Raw genomic sequence first — 17949 nt, 5'->3', positions numbered from 1 at the left:
ATCCGAGCGGCCGACCCGGGGTCGGTCCGGGCATGAGTGCAGCCTCGGCACCCGATGCGCCGCGGCGTCGCGCGACTCCTCGGGTCAGCGCGCGGTTGCGACGATGTCGCGGAGGGCCTCGTCGAGGTGGGGGTGGGCGAAGGTGAAACCTGCCTCCTCGAGGCGGGCGGGGACGACCCAGCGGCTCTTGAGCAGCAGCTCGGACTCGGTGCGCAGGGCGAAGGTCGCCGGCTCGAGGACGAAGCGCGGGGCGGGCACGCCGATCCGCCGGCCGACCGCGGCGCGCAGCAGGCGGGAGAGCTCGGTGTTGTCGCTGGGGTTCGGCGACGCGAGGTTCACCGGGCCGTCCAGGGCCTGCTCCTCCAGGCCGTGCTCTTCCAAGAACTGGATCGAGCGGTAGACGTCCTCGACGTGGATCCAGCTGAAGTGCTGCCGACCGCGGGTGGGTCGGTACTCGTGGTGCACGCCCGCTGCGCGCCGGGCACGGGTGGCGGGCCAGCGGCCGTCGAACTGCGGGCCGCCGAGGCCGAGCCGGGCCAGGCGCAGCAGGATGCCGGTGGCCGGGCCGTCGCCGAGCACGATCGTCATCCGCAGGGCGAGGCGGCGCACCCCGGGCGTCTCGCCCGCGAAGAACGCCTCCTCCCACGCTCGCGCGACGTCGACCGAGAAGCCCTCGCCGAGCACGCCGTCCTGCTCGGTGTTGGCGCGCTCCTCCTCGTGGCGGTAGATCGTGGCCGTGCTGGCGTTCATCCAGACCGGCGGCGGGGCCGCGGCGGCCGCGACGGCGCGGTGCAGCTCCCGCGTGGTCTCGATCCGGGAGCGCAGGATCTCGGCGCGGTTGGCCGGGGTGTAGCGGCAGTCGACGCTCTTGCCGGCGAGGTTGACGAGGAGGCGGGCCCCGTCGACCGTCCTGGTGATCGCGGCCGTGTCGCCCCAGCGGGCGTCGGGGCCGGAGCGGCCGACCCGGCGGACGGTCCAGCCGTCGGCCTCGAAGCGGCGGGCGAGGTCGGTGCCGAGGAAGCCGCTCGCTCCGGCGAGGACGACGACGGGGCGCGCGGAGTCAGGCATGGGTTCATCGTGCCGCATCGGGGCGGGCGGGGTCGCGGGGCTCGAGTCGCGGGGGGCGGGGGGCGGGGGCGGGGGGCGGGGGGCGGGGTCGCGGCGCCCGGGTCGTCAGAGTCGGCGAGCCGCCGCGAGTGCGCCGGCGAGGCGCGCGGGGAAGCCGGGTGGGACGTCCTCGGGCAGGGCGTCGACCGGCCACCAGGCGAGCGCGTCGCTCTCGTCGCTGACCACGAAGGGCTCGGCGGGGTCGGCGACGGCGCCGTAGCCGATGTCCCAGTGGGTGCTGCAGCGGCCGAAGCCGCCGCCGAGGCCGTGCCGGTCGAGGTCGAGCGGGGCGGCACCGAGAAGAGTGAGCTCGGCGAGGCCGCTCTCCTCGCGGGCTTCGCGCTGGGCGGCGGCGGGGACGGAGACGTCGGCGGGCTCGATGTGGCCGCCGAGCTGCACCCAGAAGCGGCCCTTGCGGTGGTAGCAGAGCAGGACGCGGTCGAGCCCGGGCGAGAGGACGAAGCAGCTGGCCGTGACGTGCTCGGGACCGCCGTCCCGCTCGAGCGCCGCAGCGCCGTGCTCCGCGAGGAAGGCGAGGTACTCGTCCCGGAGCCCCGCGAGCGCGGCCGGCGGGTGCCACTCCGAGAGCTCGATGCTCAGCCGGCCGGCGCGCGCGTTCTCCACCCGATCGAGCGTAGGCGAGCGATCCCTTCCGCGAGATGCCACTTGAGTACGCGACACGCCGACAGAGGCGTACCCAAGTGGCATCTCGCGGAGAGGGACGAGGGTGCGCGTGCCGGGCAGTCCGCGAGATGCCCCTTGAGTACGCGACACGCCGAGAGAGGCGTACTCAAGTGGCATCTCGCGGAGGGGGTCAGACGGCCAGGCCGGAGAGGCCCTCGCGGTCGACGCGGCGGTGGAAGCGCATGCCGGCGAGGCCGCCGAGGACGGCGCCGACCAGCGAGACGATCAGGGCGGCGAGGACCGTCACGACGGCGGTGACGGTGGCGTCACCCGCGTCGAGGGGGATCTGCGGGAAGCCGCTGACGGCGGAGAGGATCTGGCTGCCTCCGGTGAGCGCGGAGACGATGCCGACCACGATCGCCACGACGACGGCCCACGCCCACACGGCGACGCCCTGCTTGGCGCCGCTGAAGCGGGCCATCCGGCCGGCGACGTAGCCGCCGGAGTAGTAGGCGACGAGGAGGATGACGAGCAGCGCGATCGCGCCGACCCAGCCGAACGCAGCGGGGTCCGCGGCCAGGTCGGCCGTGACGTCCTGGGTGCCGACGACGGCGGCGCCGATCGCGGTGACCAGGGCGGTGAGGATGACCGCGAGGCCGGTCGCCGCGAGCCAGCCGAAGAACGCGCAGCCGATCTTGAGTCCGCCGAAGCGGTCCTTCTCGCGCTGGTGGATGTCCTTGCGGGCGGCGGTGCGGGCCTTGGCGGCCTCGGTGGAGTCGGGGTCGACGGGGGCGCGGTGCGCGGCGGACGGGTCACCGGGGGTGGAGGTCGCGGTCGCGCCCGTGGCGGTCGAGCCGGTGCTCGTGGTGTCGAAGCGGGTGGTCGCGTCGCGGTCGCCGCGGTTCGAGTCGTCGCGGGTCGGGTCGCTGCTGTCGGGACCGGTGCCCCGATCGGTGGGCGTGCTCATGTCGGCCTCCTCGTGCGCTCCACTGCGGAGCGTCGGCTCAGTCAACTCCCCGGAGACGTCCGGTGTCGCGGGCTTGACGGCGCGGATCGACGGGGCGGCGGACATTCCTGCCGAGCGACGGTCGGGGAGGAGTCGTGCTGATCGAGCAGCCCGCGGAGCGGGCGTATCGAGATCCACCATGGTCAGCAGGTGGGGTCTGCGGGGCCCGACCGGTGGTGACGGTGGGTCTCGATACGCCCCTCCGTGGCTCCTCGACCAGCATGAAGGAGCGCGGAGCGGCACCGAGGGGCGTCAACCCCTTGGTGCGGCGCGGCGGGAGCGGCTTGCATGGAGGAACCGACCCACGACGAGAGGGAGCATCATGACTCCGGAATCCCCCGAGCAGACCCCGCCCGGCACCGAGGCCGAGCTCACGCCGAAGGCCGACCACGGCGAGACCAGCTACCGCGGCTCCGACCGCCTGCGCGGCAAGGTCGCGCTTGTCACCGGCGCGGACAGCGGCATCGGCAAGGCCGTCGCGATCGCGTTCGCGCGCGAGGGCGCCGACGTCGCGATCTCGTACTTGAACGAGCACGAGGACGCTGAGGACACCGCCGAGTGGGTGCGCGAGGCCGGCCGCGAGGCGCTGCTGCTCCCCGGCGACCTGCAGGACCCGGCGCACTGCCGCTCCGTCGTCGCCGAGACCGTCGAGAAGCTCGGTCACCTCGAGGTGCTCGTCAGCAACGCGGCGTTCCAGATGAGCCGCGAGGAAGTCACCGACATCCCGGACGAGGAGTGGGACCGCACGATCGCGACGAACATCAGCGCCTACTTCCACCTGGTCAAGGCCGCGCTGCCGCACCTGACGAGCGGCGCCTCGATCATCGCGACGAGCTCGGTGCAGTCGGACCAGCCGTCGTACCAGCTGCTGCCCTACGCGGCGACGAAGGCCGCGATGCTGAGCATGACCGCCTCGCTCGCGCAGGCCCTCGGCGAGAAGGGGATCCGCGCGAACTCCGTCGCCCCCGGCCCGATCTGGACGCCGCTCATCCCGTCGACGATGCCGGAGGAGGCCGTCGCCTCGTTCGGCGAGCAGGTCCCGCTCGGCCGCCCCGGCCAGCCCGCCGAGGTCGCGCACGCCTACGTGCTGCTCGCCTCGGACGACGCCAGCTACATGAGCGGCTCGACGATCGCCGTCACCGGCGGGAAGCCGATCCTCTGAGCGCCCCGACGCCGAGCACGCGGACGCCGAGCACGCCGAGCATCCGGACGCGGATCCGCTGCGCCGCCGCTCACCCGCAGGAACGTGCGATAGGTTCCCGCGGGTGAGCGTCCACATCCGCAGCATCGAGACGGCCGTTCCCGCCACGGTCCTGCATCAGCCCGCGCTCCGCGACCTGTTCGCCGCGCAGCCCGGCGTCACCCGCCTCGGCTCGCGTCTGATCGGCGCAGCGTTCAACGCCTCGAGCATCGACACCCGCCACACCGTCGTCGACGAGCTCGACGGCGAGGAGCGGGAGGGCGAGAGGACCTTCTACGACGCCCGCTCCGGCCGCCTGCTCGATCCCGGCACGGCCGCGCGCAACGCGGTCTACACGGCCCGCGCGCCCGAGCTCTTCGCCGATGCCGCCCAGCGCGCGCTCGACGCGGCAGGCTTCGCGCCGGACGAGGTCACCCACGTCGTCACCGTCTCCTGCACCGGCTTCTACGCGCCCGGGCCCGACTACCAGCTGGTCCGCACGCTCGGACTCCGGGTGTCGACACAGCGCTTCCACCTCGGCTTCATGGGCTGCTACGGCGCGTTCCCGGGGCTCCGCGCCGCCCGCGCGTTCTGCGAGGCCGACCCGTCGGCGGTCGTTCTCGTCGTCGCCGCCGAGCTCTGCAGCATCCACCTGACCAGCTCCAGCGACGCGGAGCAGATCGTCGCCAGCTCCGTCTTCGCCGACGGGGCCGCCGCGGCGGTCGTCACGGCGCGCGAGCCCGAGGCGGGCACCGCGGTGCTCGACATCGACGCGCTCGACACGACCCTCACTCCCGAGGGCGAGGACGAGATGGCCTGGACGATCGGCGACCACGGCTTCACCATGCGGCTGAGCACCTACGTGCCGTCGATCATCGGCGCCAACATCACCACCGCGCTCGAGCCGATGCTCGGGCGAGGCGGGGTCGGCGCCGCGGACGTGCAGCGCTGGGCGGTGCACCCCGGCGGGCGGAGCATCCTCGACCGCGTGCAGTCGGCGATCGGCCTCTCCGACGAGCAGATGCAGCCCTCGCGCGAGGTGCTGCGGACGGTCGGGAACATGTCGAGCGCGACCGTGCTGTTCATCCTGCGCCGGCTCCTGCACGGCGAGGCCGCCGACGGCGAGCGGATCGGCGCGATGGCGTTCGGGCCCGGGCTCACCGTCGAGATGGCGCTGCTCACCAAGCGCGGCGGGGCATGATCGCCCACGCGCCGCTCGTCCCCGACCTCCGCCGCCGGGAGACGACCGCGGAGGAGCTGATGGACGATCCGTCCTGCGACCGCGCGCTGCTCGACGCGACCTACGCGCGGTTCGGCGCGGTGAACCGGCTGGTCTCGGGCTGGCGGCGGCTGTACCGCACGCGGCTGCGCCCGCTGTTCCGCAGCGAGGAGCCCCTGCGGCTGCTCGACATCGGCTCGGGCGGCGGAGACATCGCGCGCTCGCTCGCCGACTGGGCGCACGCGGACGGACTGCGGCTCGCGATCACCGCCATCGATCCGGACGAGAGGGCGTACGCCTTCGCGACATCGACGCCGGCGCCGGCGGGGCTGGAGTTCCGGCGGGCGAGCAGCAAGGAGCTGGTCGCCGAGGGCGCGCAGTACGACATCGTGACGTCGAACCACCTGCTGCACCACCTGTCGGCCGAGGCGCTGAGCGCGCTGCTCGAGGACAGCGAGAAGCTCGCCCCGCGCGCGCTGCACAACGACATCGAGCGGTCTCGGCTCGCGTACACCGCGTACGCGGCGGCGACCCGGCCGATCGCGGCGGGGTCGTTCCTGCACTACGACGGGTCGCTGTCGGTGCGGCGGAGCTACACGGCGCCGGAGCTGCGCGCGCTGGCGCCCGAGGGCTGGCGCGTGGAGCGGGCGGCCCCGTACCGGCTGCTGCTGGCGCGCGGATAGCGGCTCGCGGGCCGGGCGGCCGACGGCGGGAGTCGGGGTGCGCGCGGGCTAGCGGTGGGGGCGCTCGACGTCGTCGCCGGGCGTGCGCTCCTCGGGGCCGTGCGAGCGGCGGTACTGCCAGCCGGCGAGGGCGAGGATCAGCACGCCGCAGAGGATCGTGATGATGTCCGGCACCGACGCCCCGTCGCCGAGCGAGCTGATGCCGGCGCCGAGGAGGAGGACGCCTCCGATAAGGTAGAAGATGACTCGCGTTTTCATGGCCTCATCGCTTTCGTCCGCCGGAACAGGCCCTGCGATGCTACCCGGTCGCGCCGGGCGGCGGCCGGGCGGGGCTCGGTGCCGGACGTCCGGCACGCGGAATCGACCCCGGCACTCTGGAATGCGCCGGAACCGCGAGCCCGGGGTGGAAGCGCGAGCCGAACGTTTCACGCGGAGGGCGTCGGGCACACGCGAAGACGACCCTGTCCGTGGGGGACGCCCCATGCTGATCGAGTAGCCCTCGCAGAGGGCGTATCTCTCTCCACCCGCGTCGAGAGGACGAGTCTGCAGACCACCCTGCTGGGGACGGTGGGTCTCGATACGCCCCTGCGGGGCTGCTCGACCAGCATGGGGCGCAGAGGCCCTCGGCGAGAGGGCGGCACCCCCCTGCGGGACTACTCGACCAGCATGCGGGCGCAACGGCCCTCGACTAGGGGGCGGCGCCCGGCCTGTCAATGGGGCAACGGCGTGTCTGTCCGCCGATTCCGCGCGGAGGGGGTCGACCGGTTAGCGTCCCCGAGGAGCCGTCCGCCGTGGGCGGCTCGCACTGACGAAAGGCGCCCGTGGCCACGCTGACCTATGGACCGCAGAATCTCGAGATCGAGTTCGAGGAGCGGGTCCTCGCCCACCTCAAGGTCGCCGTGCTGTCGAAGCTGCGGCGCAACGAGGCCTTCTCCCTCTCCTGGACCGAGGACGCCTCGTCCGGCCACGGCCGCAGCTCCGTCTGGCTGCACCCCTCGGTGCCGCTGCACTTCCGCTTCGCCGAGACGCACCAGCCCAAGCTCAACCGCGCGTGGATCGAGCAGATGCTGAGCGTCGCGAGCATGCACGGCGAGCTGTCCGTCCTCCCGGAGCCCGAGGAGTCGCGCCAGGGCTCCTGATCCGCCCACCTGTCCCCCCGGACCGGATCCGTCAACCCCACCCCCCATCACAGGGTCACGACGTAGCGTCGGAGGACAGTGACCGGGCGGTTCTCCGTCGGTCGCGACCACGGACGGAGATGACGATGACCGACACCGCGCGAGCATTCGCAGCACCCACCCTGACCGGGACAGGGGGCTCGCAGCGCAAGGACGAGCCGATCGCCGTCCGCCACGCCCCGGATTCCGCCTCGACCGATTCGCAGCCCGTCCTGGGCTGCCGGATCGATGTCAGCGGCCGCGTCTTCACGGTCGAGCTCGAGATGGCCGGCATCTTCCTGCGCCAGGTGCGCCGCACCCTCCGCGACGGCGACAGCAGCCTCGTCCTTCTGCGCCACGTCGACGGCATCGAGATGATCCCCTTCACCCGCGCGACGCCGTTCGAGGTCTCGGACATCGTCTGCCCCGAGGGCGTCGAGCCCGCGCAGGCGCGGATCGCCGAAGGGCTGCACGCGCGCTAGAGCCGCCCAGCGGCGCGAGGCCGGCCCGCACTGCCGCGAGGTCGGCCCGCGTCGCCGGTGGGTCGGCCCGCGTCGGCGCCGGACAGGCCCGCGTCGGCGCCGCGATCAGGCGGGGAGCGACGCCTCGATCAGCTCCAGGATGCGCGGGTCGTCGGGCTCGACGGTCGGGCGGAAGCGGTGCACAGTGCCGTCGGCGGTGATCAGGAACTTCTCGAAGTTCCACTTCACCTTGCCGGCCTTGCCCGCCTCGTCCTCGGTCTTGGTCAGCTCCGCGTAGAGCGGGTGCGCCGAGCGGCCGTTGACCTTGACCTTCTCGAACATCGGGAACGTGACGCCCCAGGTGGTCGAGCAGTACTCCTTGATCTTGTCGGAGTCGCTGAGCTCCTGCAGGAACTGGTTGCTCGGGAAGCCGAGCACCGTGAAGCCGCGGTCGCCGTACTGCTTCTGCAGCGCCTCGAGCTTCTCGTACTGCGGTGCGAGACCGCAGCGGGACGCGACGTTGACGATGAGCTTGACCGGCGCGTAGTCGGCGAGCGTCGACGCGGTGCCGTCGATCGTGGTGAGGGGGATGTCGGTGATCGTCTCGGGCACGGGGGCTCCTTGTCGAGGAAGTGGGGTGATCGTCAGGCTATCCAGTGCAGCCGTGCGCGGGCCGCGAGACGCGCTCCTGCGGACGCCGCGCAGTCCCCGCAGCCCGGCCGCTCCTCCACATCGCCGTCCTCGGCGCGATCCTCCCCCGTCGGCGCAACTCCCTCCCCCTCGGCGGGCGGGCGACGCCACCATGGAGTCATGACCCCCTCCTCGCAGCAGCTCGTGACGGTGGGTGGGCGGCGCCTGCGGCTGACCAACCTCGACAAGGTGGTCTATCCGGAGGCGGGGTTCACCAAGGCCGACGTCCTCTCCTACTACGCGTCGGTCGCCTCCGCGATGCTGCCGCACCTCGCCCGCCGGCCGGTGACCCGCAAGCGCTGGGTCGACGGGGTCGGCACGGCGGAGGAGCCGGGCGAGGTCTTCTTCGAGAAGAACCTGCCCTCCTCCGCGCCCTACTGGCTGAGCCGGACGAAGCTGGCGCACTCCTCGCGCGACGTCGAGTACCCGCTCGTCGACGACGTCGCCGGGCTGACCTGGCTGGCTCAGCAGGCCGCGCTCGAGCTGCACGTCCCGCAGTGGCGGGTCGGCTCGGACGGCGAGCGGCGCCCGCCCGACCGGCTCGTGCTCGACCTCGACCCGGGCGAGGGCGCGGGGCTCGCCGAGTGCGCCGAGGTGGCGTTCCTCGCCCGCGACCTGCTCGAGGGGATGGGGCTCGAGCCGTTCCCGGTGACCAGCGGCAGCAAGGGCATCCACCTCTACTGCCCGCTGGACGCCTCCGCCTCGAGCGACCAGATCTCCTCCGTGGCGCACGAGCTCGCGAAGGCACTGGAGTCCGACCACCGCGACCTGGTCGTCTCCGACATGAAGAAGACCCTGCGCGAGGGCAAGGTGCTCGTCGACTGGAGCCAGAACAGCGCGGCGAAGACGACGATCGCGCCGTACTCGCTGCGGGGCCGGCTGCTGCCGCGGGTCGCCGCGCCGCGCACGTGGGAGGAGATCGGCGCGGCAGGCCTTCGGCACCTCGCGCCGGACGAGGTGGTCGAGCGGCTGCGGAGCGACGGCGACCTGCTGCGCCCGGTGCTCGCCGCCCGCGGGGCCGGGCTCGAGCCGTCGCCGGAGCGGATGGCCGGTTTCGCGGCCACTGACGCCTCCGCCGACCGGCTGGCCGCCTACCGGAGCATGCGCGACGCGTCGAAGACGCCGGAGCCGGTGCCCTCGCCGGGCGCGGGCATCGCGACGTCGGGCGACACGTTCGTCGTGCAGGAGCACCACGCCCGGCGGCTGCACTACGACTTCCGGCTCGAGCACGACGGAGTCCTGGTCAGCTGGGCGGTGCCGAAGGGGCCGCCGCTCGACGGCGACCCGAACCGGCTCGCGGTGCAGACGGAGGACCACCCGCTCGAGTACGCGACCTTCGAGGGCACGATCCCGGCGGGCGAGTACGGCGGCGGCGAGGTGCGGATCTGGGACGAGGGCACCTACGCGCTGGAGAAGTGGCGCGAGGGCGAGGAGGTGATCGCGGTGCTCACCGGCCGGCCGGACGGCGGGCTCGGCGGTGAGCCGCGGCGGTACGCGCTGCTGCACACCGGGGCGAAGGGCGGCAAGGGGGACGAGAAGAACTGGCTGCTGCACCTGATGGCGCCGGGGGCCGCGGCGCACGGAGGGCAGTCACACGGGGGGAAGGCGCACGGGCGCGGGGTCGGGGTGCGGAAGGGCGGTGGCTCGTCCGGGGCGTCGGGCGCCGGAGCATCGGCACCGTCCGCTGCGGCCCCCACCGGTTCCGGAGCGTCGGGGTCCTCCGCTGCCGCGCCGACCGCGGAGGCCGCCGCCTTCCGGCCGATGCTCGCCACCGCCGGCCGCGCGGCGGACATCCCCGGCGGCTCCGCGATCGAGATGAAGTGGGACGGCTACCGCGCCCTGGTGCGAGTGGCGGGCGGAGCGGTGACCCTGACCAGCCGGAACGGCAACGACCTGACGGCCGCGTTCCCCGATCTGCTCGACCCGATCGGCGAGGCGGCGGCGGTCGACTGCGTGCTCGACGGCGAGATCGTCGCGCTCGACGACCGCGGCCGACCCGACTTCGGCCGGCTGCAGACCCGCGGCGGGCTGACCAAGCCGCGCGAGATCGAGGCGGCGGCCCGCGCCACTCCGGTGCACCTGATGCTCTTCGATCTGCTGGCGATCGACGGCACGGAGGCGATCGGCCGCCCTTACGACGAGCGCCGCGCGGCTCTGGAGCAGCTGGCGACCGAGAACGAGCGCGTGCACGTCCCCTCGGTCTTCGACGGCGACCTGGAGGAGGCGATGTCGACGAGCCTCGCGCTCGGCTTGGAGGGCGTGGTCGCCAAGCGCCGGGACGCGGCATACCGGCCGGGCGTCCGCTCCGGCGACTGGGTGAAGCTCACCCATCACCGCGTGCAGGAGGTGGTGATCGTCGGCTGGCGCGAGGGCGAGGGCGGACTCGTCGGCTCGGTCGGCTCGCTGCTGACGGCACTCCCCGGCGACGACGGCCTGGTCTACTCCGGCCGGGTGGGCAGCGGCTTCAGCGACCGCGAGCGTCGCGGCCTCGTCGACCGCCTCGCCGAGCACGCGACCGACGTGCCCGCGGTGGCCGTCCCACCCGCCGAGTCCCGCGGCGTGCACTGGGTCGAGCCCGTCCTCGTCGGCGAGGTCCGCTACCGCGAGCGCACCTCGGGCGGCACCCTCCGCCAGCCCGTCTGGCGAGGCTGGCGCGCCGACAAGTCCGCCGCGGAGGTGCGCCTGGAGTGAGCACGGCCGGGCTGCCGAGCCGCCCGGGAAGGCGCGGATCGCGGCCGGATCAGAGCCTTCCAGGGCGACTCGACGCCCGAGCGAGCCCGGCTCGGGGGCGGCGTCGCTCAGTCGAGGCGGACGCCTCGGAGGAGGACGAGAGTGGAGCCGACGGCGACGCCGGTGCCGATGAGGACGCCGCCGGCGCCGGCCGCGGCGGCGATCGTGCCGAGGAGGGTGGGCAAGGCGATCAGGCCCATGCGGTTGCCGGCGAGGCGGAGGGAGAGGGCGCGGCCGTGGCGGTCGGCGGGGGTGCGCTCGATCAGCCACGACATGGTGATCGGCTGGCCGATGCCGAGGCCGAGGCCGAGCAGGGCGACGGCGACGAAGAGCAAGGCCGTGGGCGCGGGCAGGGCGGTGAGGACCAGGCAGACGGCCGAGACGACGATGCCGGCGACCATCACGCGGGTGCGGCCGAAGCGGGAGGTCGTCGCGCCGAGCAGGAGGCGGGAGGCCATCGAGGCGAGCGCGCGGACGGTCAGCAGGGCTCCGACCACGCCCGCGGGGAGGCCGCGCTCGGCGCCGAGGGCCGGGAGGTAGACGACGGTCAGGTCGACGGCGGCGACGACGGTCGCGCTGGTGAGCAGGGCGCGGGCGAGGCCGGGGATCCGCAGCAGGCCGAGCGTCGAGCCCTCGGACGGCGCTGCGGTGGTGGCGCGCGGTGCCGGCCGGGCGATCGCGGCGGTGACGGCCAGGAGGAGGACGGCGAGCGCGCCTCCGACGAGGAACAGCGGGGCCGGGTCGGGGCGGACGGCGCTACCGGCGAAGACGGGGATGAAGGCCGGGCCGATCGCCTGGCCGAGGGAGGCGGCGAAGGTGTAGTAGCCGAAGCGGCTGTCGAGGCGGGTGCCGGCCGCTCCCCCGGCGACCACCGCCTGCTGGCCGACGACACAGCCGAGGTGGCCGGCGCCGAGCAGGGCGGTGCCGCAGAGCAGGCCGACGAGGCCGCCGCCCGCGAGCAGCAGCAGCCCGGCGGCGGCGATCGTCAGCAGCGAGCCGCAGGCCATCACGAAGCGCGCGCCGACCCGGTCGACGAGGCCGCCGACGGGCAGCGCGATCAGCAGCGGCACCACCGCGAACGAGGCGCCGAGCGCTCCGAGCGCCCAGGCCGGCACGTCGAGCTGGATCGCCTGGTACACCGCGGCCGGCCGCAGCAGGAACGCGACGGCCTGGATGAGCACCGCGTGCGTGAGCAGCGCGCCGGTCGAGAGCGCCTGGCGGTCCGGCACGGCGCTCCCTCCCCTCGACGGGCGGTCGCCCGCCGTCCATCCTGGCGCACCGTCGAACAGGAGCCCGCGCGCACGATCGCCGCCGCCGAGGCGGTCGGCCAGGAGCCCTCGGCGGTGAGTCGCCCGAGAAGGCTCGTTCCCGGGCCGGAGAACGGACCTTCTCGGGCGACTCAGCGGGTACGGGGCTCCCGCGGGCAGAGGGGGCGGCGATACGGCGCTCACGGCTCCTTCGGCGGCGGAGAGGGAGCCGTTCGTGACGGATCGGGCGACCCGGGGTGACGGGTGGAGCGAGAGCGCGGATGCGGGCGGGTCAGCGGTCGAGCGGCTCCGGGAGCGGCGCGGCGTGCTCCGGGAGGACGCCGAGGTGGTGGCGGCCGCGCAGGCGGAACCAGGCGAGGCCGACGGTGACGACGAGTCCGACGACGATCAGGGCGATCCAGCGGAGGGGGCCGTCGCCGTAGACCTCGGTGCGGGGCCAGGCCAGGTTGACGGCCATCGCGGCGCCCCAGAGCACAGCGACGATGTTGACCGGCAGGCCGAGCCGGCCGAGCGAGAAGGCACCGGCGGGCGCGTCGGCGGTGGGCCAGCGGCCGCGGAGGCGGCGCAGCAGCAGGGGCACGGTGACCAGAAGGTAGGCGAGGTAGATCAGGATGACGGCGACGCTCGTCACGGCGGTGAAGATCTCGGGGGTGCCGATGTTGACGACGAGGATCAGCACGGCGAGGACGCCGATCAGCACGGCGGGGGCGACCGGCGTGCGGCGGCGCGGGTCGACGCGGGCGAGCAGGGCGCTGCCGGGCAGGGCGTTGTCGCGGGCCATCGCGAAGACCAGGCGGATGCCGGCGGTGTGCACGGCGAGTGCGCAGACGGTGATCGCGACGACGATGCAGCCGAGGAAGACCGAGCCGAGCGGGCCGCCGAGCACCTGCAGGACCACGAGCTGGAGTCCGCCGGACGGGGAGCCGAGCGCGGGGTCGGCCAGGTCGGGGGCGGCGAGGAGGCCGAAGAGGATGATCAGGCCGCCGAGCACGAACGAGGCGGTGATCGCGCGGAGGATCGCAGCGGGGGCGGTGCGCCGCGGATCGACGGTCTCCTCGCCGAGCGAGCCGGCGGTGTCGAAGCCGTACATCACGTAGGCGGAGGCGATCGCGGCGATGAGGAACGCGCCGAGGTAGCCGCCGGGCAGACCGTCGCCGCGGCCGGCCGTCTCGAGGACGATGCTCGGCGGGTTCACCGCGTTGGCGGCCAGGACGACGACGAGGAGGACCGCGGCGACCAGTTCGATCAGCACGCCGACGCTGTTGATCCGCGCCATCAGCCGCACGCCGAGGGCGTTGACGCCGGTCGTGAACGCCACGAGGATCGCGCCCCAGAGCACCGCGCTGACGCCGGCGCTCGTGCCGGTGCCGTCGCCGACGAGCTGGAAGCCGCGCCAGATCTGCGGGAGCGTGCTCTGGTACGCGAGCACGACGGCGGCGAGCGAGACGACGGAGGCGAGGGCCATGATCCAGCCGGCGAGCCAGCTCACCGTCGGGCCGGCCAGGCGCTTGCTCCAGTTGTAGACGGAGCCGGCGACCGGGTAGCGCGCGGCCAGCTCGGCGAAGCAGAGCGCCACCGCCAGCTGCCCGGCGAAGACCATCGGCCAGGACCACCAGTAGGCGGGGCCGCCGTTCGCGTAGCCGAAGGAGAAGAGCTGGAAGGTGCCGGTCAGGATCGAGATGTAGCTGACTCCCGCGGCGAAGCTGCCGAAGCGGCCGATGCCGCGGGTGAGGGTCTGCCGGTAGCCGGACTCGGCCATCCCGTCGTCGGACATCGGCGCCTCCATGCACGGGGTCGGGCGCGTGCCCGGCCAGGATGGCAGGCGCCGGCGGGAGGCGGGGTGCGGAAGCACGGAAGGGGGGTGGGGGCGAGTGGTGATGGGGCTGTGAGGAGAGGTCGGGCGCCTCTGCGCCTGGGCGGCGGGGTCTCGAGACGCCGCTGGCGCGGCTGCTCGACCAGCAGGGAGGGGACGACTCCAGCGCGTCTGCTCCTCGCGTGGGTCAGCGCGGGGTCGGTGGGCCGAAGACGAGGATCAGCTCGGCGGGGGCGTCCGACTCGTTGGCGACTCCGTGGTGGCTGCCGGCCGGGGCGTAGAGGGCGTCGCCCGCGCGCAGCACGGCGCTCTCGCCGTCGACGGTCATCACGACCTCGCCGAGCACGACCACGTAGAGCTCGTCGGAGCTCTCGGGCGAGCAGCTGCCGGCGTCGCCCGCGAGGTGCACGTGCTCGCCCTCGGAGGTGCCCGGCTCGAGGTGGAAGCGCATCACCGAGCTCGGCAGTGCGGTCGTGGCGCGGAAGTAGTACTCCAGATCGAGCACGCCCGAGCCGCCGTAGAGCGGGCGGCGGCGCGCATCCTCGCCGGATCTCTGGATCTGCACGGGTCCCCCTCCTCGGTCGCGGCGGCGGACCGCGCACGTGCTTCCAGGATGGCGGGCGCGGGCGCCGCAGCGCGACCTCTCACTCCCCCTGCCGCCCCGTGAGCAGAACGTTACGGACCGGCAACGGCCGCGAAATCGGCCGGAGTCTGCGCCGGTGATGCACTGAGGCCACTCGCTCCACTTCACCCCCTCCCCCCGGAATGGATCACGATGCCCGACCTCTTCTCCCCGTACACGCTCAAGGGCGTGACCCTCCGCAACCGCATCGCGATGTCGCCGATGACGATGTACCGCTCGACCGACGGCAAGCTGGACGACTTCCACCTGATGTATCTCGGTGCCCGTGCGGCCGGCGGGTTCGGCCTCGTCTTCCCCGAGCAGATCGCGATCACGCCCGACGGACGCACCACAGTGCACTGCGCCGGCCTCTACGACGACGACCAGATCGAGGGCCACAAGCGCGTGGTCGACATGATCACGTCGATGGGCGGCGTCGCCGCGATCCAGCTCGGCCACACCGGCCGCAAGGGCAGCCTCGTCACCCCGTGGGAGGGCGGCTCCATGCTCCCGCCCGAGCACGAGGCCGGCTGGCAGACCCGCGCGCCCTCCGCGATCGCCTACGGCGGCGACATGCCCTACGTGCCGCGCGCGCTGACCGTCGACGAGATCGCGCAGCTGATGCAGGACTACGCCGACACCGCCGCGCGCGCCGTCGAGGCCGGCTACGAGTGGGTCGAGATGCACTTCGCGCACGGCTACCTCGGCAGCGAGTTCTTCTCGCCGCTCGCCAACCAGCGCACGGACGCCTACGGCGGCAGCCTCGAGAACCGCACCCGGTTCCACCTCGAGGCCCTCGACGCGGTGCGCGCGGTGCTCCCCGAGCGCATCCCCCTGACGATGCGGCTCGGCGTCGACGACCTGCACCCGGGCGGCGCGACCGTCGACGAGTCGATCACGGCGATCGGCTGGATGAAGGAGCACGGACTCGACCTGGCCGACGTGAGCATCGGCTTCAACACCGACGCCATGCAGGGCGACATCCCGATCGGCAAGCTGGGCGGCATGGTCGGCACGGCCACCCGGATCCGCGAGGAGGTGGGCATCCCGGTCGCCGCCAGCTGGAACCTCGGACAGCCCGAGATCGCCAACCGGGTGATCGAGGAGGACCTGCTCGATCTGGTCTACCTCGGCCGCCCCGCGCTGGCCAACGCGCACTGGCCGGTCTACGCGGCCCGCGCCCTCGGCTACGAGGACCCGTTCAGCCTCGTCCCCGAGGACTGGGCGTGGTGGCTCCGCAACCTGCGGGGCGCCTCCGAGGCGATCGGCTGGCCGGCCGCCGCCCCCACGCGGCTCGGCGCACCCGCCGTGACCGCGGCGGCGCCCGTCGTGCGGCAGCCGCACGAGGTCGTCGAGCTCGAGCCGGCGGTGGAGGAGGAGCGCGAGGTCGCGTGACGGCGCGCGGGAGGGGGACGCTCCTCCTCCCGCGCCCTCAGCCCAGGAGGGGCGCCGCGACCGGCGGGGTCACTCCGAAGGCCGACACGTCCTCGGTCGTCGCGCCGTCGAGGGCGAGCTCGGCGAGCACGCGGCCGATGGTCGGCGTGAACTTGAAGGCGTGCCCGGCGCCCAGCCCGACCAGGATGTCGGGGTGCTCGTCGAGCGGCCCGAGCACGAAGCGGCGGTCGGGCGTGAGCGCGTACTGGCAGGTGACGGTGCGCAGCACCTCGCCGGCGGCGGGAATCACGGCGCCGACGAAGCCCGTCAGCTCGTCCAGCAGCTCGGGCGAGGGGACGAAGGTGCGCTCGCGCGGGGCCATCAGGTTGTCGGAGACGTCGCGCGCCGCCTTGATCGTCGGCTCGCCGTAGGTCGGGAAGCCGTAGAAGCAGTGCTCGTCCTCCCAGATCCAGACCGGGAAGCGCTCGCGATCGAAAGTGCTCGGCTCGGCCGGCGCGAAGTAGCTGACCTGCTCCTGCATCGTCACGAGCGGGATCTCGGCGCCGAGCGGTGCGAGCAGCTCGTTCGTCCAGGCGTCCGCGGCGAGGACGACCTTGCCCGCGAGCACGTCGCCGCCCGCGGTGCGCAGGACGACGCCGTCCTCGCCCGGGAGCAGCGCCTCGACCGGCGTGCGGTCGCGGATCACGGCGCCGTGCTGCCGAGCGCGAAGCTGCAGCACGGCGACCGTGCGGGCGGCGTGCACGATGCCGGAGTCGGCCGTGTAGACCGTCTGCGTGCCCTCGGGCAGCGAGAACTGCGGCCAGCGCGCGGTGACCTCGGCCGGCGTCAGCAGCTCGAACGGCACTCCGCTCTCGGTGAGGCTCGAGCGGAACGCCTCGGCGGAGTAGGGGCTGCCGGCCGGGAAGAAGACCAGCCCGCCGGTGATGGTGACGAGCGTCTCGCCCGACTCCGCCTCGAGATCGGCCCAGTCGAGGTACGCGGACTGCGCGAGCCGCACGTACTCGGGGGCACCGTAGGAGGTGCGCAGGATGCGCGAGGTGTCGTGCGAGGCGCCGCGGACGTGGCCGAGCTCGAACTGCTCGAACGCGACGACGCGGGCTCCGCGGCGGGCCAGGTGGTAGGCGGCGGCGCTGCCGAGAGCGCCCATCCCGACGACGGCGACGTCGAACTTCTCCATGCTGATGCTTCGCTTCCGTGGATCGGTGAGGGCCGCCGGGATCGACGGCCCGGGTGACAGGGTCAGAGGACCTTGGACAGGAACGCGCGGGTGCGCTCGTGCTGCGGGTCGGCGAGGATCCGCTCGGGCGGCCCCGACTCGACGACGACTCCGCCGTCATGAAGGTCACCGTGTCGGCGACCTCGCGGGCGAAGCCGATCTCGTGGGTGACGACGATCATCGTCATCCCCTCGGCGGCGAGGTCGCGCATCACGTCGAGCACCTCGCCGACCAGCTCGGGGTCGAGCGCGGAGGTCGGCTCGTCGAAGAGCATCAGGCGGGGTCGCATCGCGAGGGCGCGAGCGATGGCGACCCGCTGCTGCTGACCGCCGGAGAGCGAGCGCGGGTAGGCGTCCGCCTTGGCGCCGAGGCCGACCCGGTCGAGCAGCACGCGGGCCCGGGCAGTGGCGTCCGGCACCTTCTCGCGGCGGACCAGGACGGGCGCCTCGATCAGATTCTCCAGCACGGTGAGGTGCGGGAAGAGGTTGAACTGCTGGAAGACCATGCCGATCTCGCTGCGCCGCGTCGCGATCTCGGCGTCGCGCAGCTCGTGCAGGCGGCCGTTGTGGCGGCGGTAGCCGACCAGCTCGCCGGCGACGCTGATCGTGCCCGCGTCGATCTTCTCGAGGTGGTTGATGCAGCGGAGGAAGGTGCTCTTGCCCGAGCCGGACGGGCCGAGCAGGCAGGTCACCTCGCCCGGCGCGACGGTCAGGTCGATGCCGCGGATGACCAGGTTGCCGCCGTACTGCTTGTGCACGCCGGTCGCCTGGACCATGGG

General features: G+C 73.7%; 16 protein-coding genes and 1 pseudogene. 7 read left to right on the top strand and 10 right to left on the bottom strand.

Annotation, left to right across the window (positions count from 1 at the left end):
• Positions 1-84: 84 nt before the first annotated feature.
• The 3 genes from HRK28_RS08245 to HRK28_RS08235 form a co-directional block, all read right to left on the bottom strand.
• The gene (locus HRK28_RS08245; protein ID WP_173251064.1) at positions 85-1068 is read right to left on the bottom strand and encodes an epimerase; all 984 of its coding nucleotides are present in this window, start codon (positions 1066-1068) and stop codon (positions 85-87) included.
• A gap of 105 nt (positions 1069-1173) precedes the next feature.
• Positions 1174-1731 carry an NUDIX hydrolase gene (locus HRK28_RS08240; RefSeq protein ID WP_367948372.1) on the bottom strand — a complete coding sequence of 186 codons (558 nt, stop codon included), beginning with the start codon at positions 1729-1731 and terminating at the stop codon, positions 1174-1176.
• Positions 1732-1921: 190 nt separating this feature from the next.
• Positions 1922-2698 (bottom strand): hypothetical protein, encoded by a 777-nt coding sequence (locus tag HRK28_RS08235; RefSeq protein ID WP_160091123.1) that lies wholly within the window; start codon positions 2696-2698, stop codon positions 1922-1924.
• 361 nt (positions 2699-3059) lie between these two features.
• Between HRK28_RS08235 and HRK28_RS08230 the strand changes: the two genes are divergently transcribed.
• From HRK28_RS08230 to HRK28_RS08220, 3 genes are all read left to right on the top strand, one after another.
• Complete coding sequence (locus HRK28_RS08230; RefSeq protein ID WP_173251062.1) at positions 3060-3899, top strand: SDR family oxidoreductase; 840 nt, start codon at positions 3060-3062, stop codon at positions 3897-3899.
• Positions 3900-4002: 103 nt separating this feature from the next.
• Positions 4003-5118 carry a type III polyketide synthase gene (locus HRK28_RS08225; RefSeq protein ID WP_173251061.1) on the top strand — a complete coding sequence of 372 codons (1116 nt, stop codon included), beginning with the start codon at positions 4003-4005 and terminating at the stop codon, positions 5116-5118.
• Positions 5115-5819: a methyltransferase domain-containing protein gene (locus HRK28_RS08220; RefSeq protein WP_173251060.1), complete on the top strand. Its 705-nt coding sequence runs from the start codon at positions 5115-5117 to the stop codon at positions 5817-5819. Before HRK28_RS08225 ends, HRK28_RS08220 begins: the two co-directional genes overlap by 4 nt.
• A gap of 48 nt (positions 5820-5867) precedes the next feature.
• Here HRK28_RS08220 and HRK28_RS08215 read toward each other — a convergent pair whose 3' ends face one another.
• Complete coding sequence (locus HRK28_RS08215) at positions 5868-6077, bottom strand: hypothetical protein (RefSeq protein WP_160091127.1); 210 nt, start codon at positions 6075-6077, stop codon at positions 5868-5870.
• 563 nt (positions 6078-6640) lie between these two features.
• On the opposite strand from HRK28_RS08215, the gene HRK28_RS08210 reads away from it, so the two are divergent.
• On the top strand, positions 6641-6958 hold the full coding sequence (locus tag HRK28_RS08210; RefSeq protein WP_244231703.1) for a hypothetical protein: 318 nt from the start codon (positions 6641-6643) through the stop codon (positions 6956-6958).
• 125 nt (positions 6959-7083) lie between these two features.
• Complete coding sequence (locus HRK28_RS08205; protein WP_173251059.1) at positions 7084-7458, top strand: hypothetical protein; 375 nt, start codon at positions 7084-7086, stop codon at positions 7456-7458.
• 105 nt (positions 7459-7563) lie between these two features.
• On the opposite strand, the gene HRK28_RS08200 is transcribed toward HRK28_RS08205, so the two are convergent.
• A complete protein-coding gene (locus HRK28_RS08200; protein ID WP_244231704.1) occupies positions 7564-8049 on the bottom strand; it encodes a glutathione peroxidase in 486 nt (161 codons plus the stop codon).
• Positions 8050-8247: 198 nt separating this feature from the next.
• Here HRK28_RS08200 and HRK28_RS08195 point away from each other — a divergent pair, with 198 nt between their 5' ends.
• Positions 8248-10818 carry an ATP-dependent DNA ligase gene (locus tag HRK28_RS08195; protein ID WP_173251058.1) on the top strand — a complete coding sequence of 857 codons (2571 nt, stop codon included), beginning with the start codon at positions 8248-8250 and terminating at the stop codon, positions 10816-10818.
• Between the two features lie 107 nt (positions 10819-10925).
• Here the strand turns inward: HRK28_RS08195 and HRK28_RS08190 are convergent, their stop codons facing one another.
• The 3 genes from HRK28_RS08190 to HRK28_RS08180 form a co-directional block, all read right to left on the bottom strand.
• Positions 10926-12086, bottom strand: coding sequence for an MFS transporter (locus HRK28_RS08190; protein ID WP_173251057.1), 1161 nt, complete (start codon positions 12084-12086; stop codon positions 10926-10928).
• 310 nt (positions 12087-12396) lie between these two features.
• Entirely contained in the window at positions 12397-13899 is a 1503-nt protein-coding gene (locus HRK28_RS08185; protein WP_254304713.1) for an APC family permease, read from the bottom strand.
• 226 nt (positions 13900-14125) lie between these two features.
• A complete protein-coding gene (locus HRK28_RS08180; protein WP_127887753.1) occupies positions 14126-14503 on the bottom strand; it encodes a cupin domain-containing protein in 378 nt (125 codons plus the stop codon).
• 210 nt (positions 14504-14713) lie between these two features.
• Between HRK28_RS08180 and HRK28_RS08175 the strand changes: the two genes are divergently transcribed.
• Entirely contained in the window at positions 14714-15955 is a 1242-nt protein-coding gene (locus HRK28_RS08175) for an NADH:flavin oxidoreductase/NADH oxidase (RefSeq protein ID WP_173251055.1), read from the top strand.
• A gap of 37 nt (positions 15956-15992) precedes the next feature.
• Here HRK28_RS08175 and solA read toward each other — a convergent pair whose 3' ends face one another.
• Together solA and HRK28_RS08165 are read right to left on the bottom strand one after the other, a co-directional pair.
• Positions 15993-17132, bottom strand: a complete 1140-nt coding sequence (gene solA / locus HRK28_RS08170) for an N-methyl-L-tryptophan oxidase (protein ID WP_173251054.1) — start codon at positions 17130-17132, stop codon at positions 15993-15995.
• Between the two features lie 62 nt (positions 17133-17194).
• Positions 17195-17946, bottom strand: a pseudogene (locus HRK28_RS08165) (amino acid ABC transporter ATP-binding protein).
• Positions 17947-17949 lie beyond the last annotated feature (3 nt).

The sequence above is a fragment of the Rathayibacter sp. VKM Ac-2835 genome (genome assembly GCF_013266705.1).
GTDB lineage: Bacteria > Actinomycetota > Actinomycetes > Actinomycetales > Microbacteriaceae > Rathayibacter.
Note: the sequence above shows the minus strand (reverse complement) of the source record. Positions and strands in the feature narration are given on the sequence as shown.

Excerpts from the sequence above, each read along its gene's own strand:
- HRK28_RS08245 (WP_173251064.1), bottom strand. The coding sequence starts at position 1,068 with ATGCCTGACTCCGCGCGCCCCGTCGTCGTCCTCGCCGGAGCGAGCGGC.
- HRK28_RS08235 (WP_160091123.1), bottom strand. The coding sequence starts at position 2,698 with ATGAGCACGCCCACCGATCGGGGCACCGGTCCCGACAGCAGCGACCCG.
- HRK28_RS08230 (WP_173251062.1), top strand. The coding sequence starts at position 3,060 with ATGACTCCGGAATCCCCCGAGCAGACCCCGCCCGGCACCGAGGCCGAG.
- HRK28_RS08220 (WP_173251060.1), top strand. The coding sequence starts at position 5,115 with ATGATCGCCCACGCGCCGCTCGTCCCCGACCTCCGCCGCCGGGAGACG.
- HRK28_RS08215 (WP_160091127.1), bottom strand. The coding sequence starts at position 6,077 with ATGAAAACGCGAGTCATCTTCTACCTTATCGGAGGCGTCCTCCTCCTC.
- HRK28_RS08205 (WP_173251059.1), top strand. The coding sequence starts at position 7,084 with ATGACCGACACCGCGCGAGCATTCGCAGCACCCACCCTGACCGGGACA.
- HRK28_RS08195 (WP_173251058.1), top strand. The coding sequence starts at position 8,248 with ATGACCCCCTCCTCGCAGCAGCTCGTGACGGTGGGTGGGCGGCGCCTG.
- HRK28_RS08185 (WP_254304713.1), bottom strand. The coding sequence starts at position 13,899 with ATGTCCGACGACGGGATGGCCGAGTCCGGCTACCGGCAGACCCTCACC.
- HRK28_RS08175 (WP_173251055.1), top strand. The coding sequence starts at position 14,714 with ATGCCCGACCTCTTCTCCCCGTACACGCTCAAGGGCGTGACCCTCCGC.
- solA (WP_173251054.1), bottom strand. The coding sequence starts at position 17,132 with ATGGAGAAGTTCGACGTCGCCGTCGTCGGGATGGGCGCTCTCGGCAGC.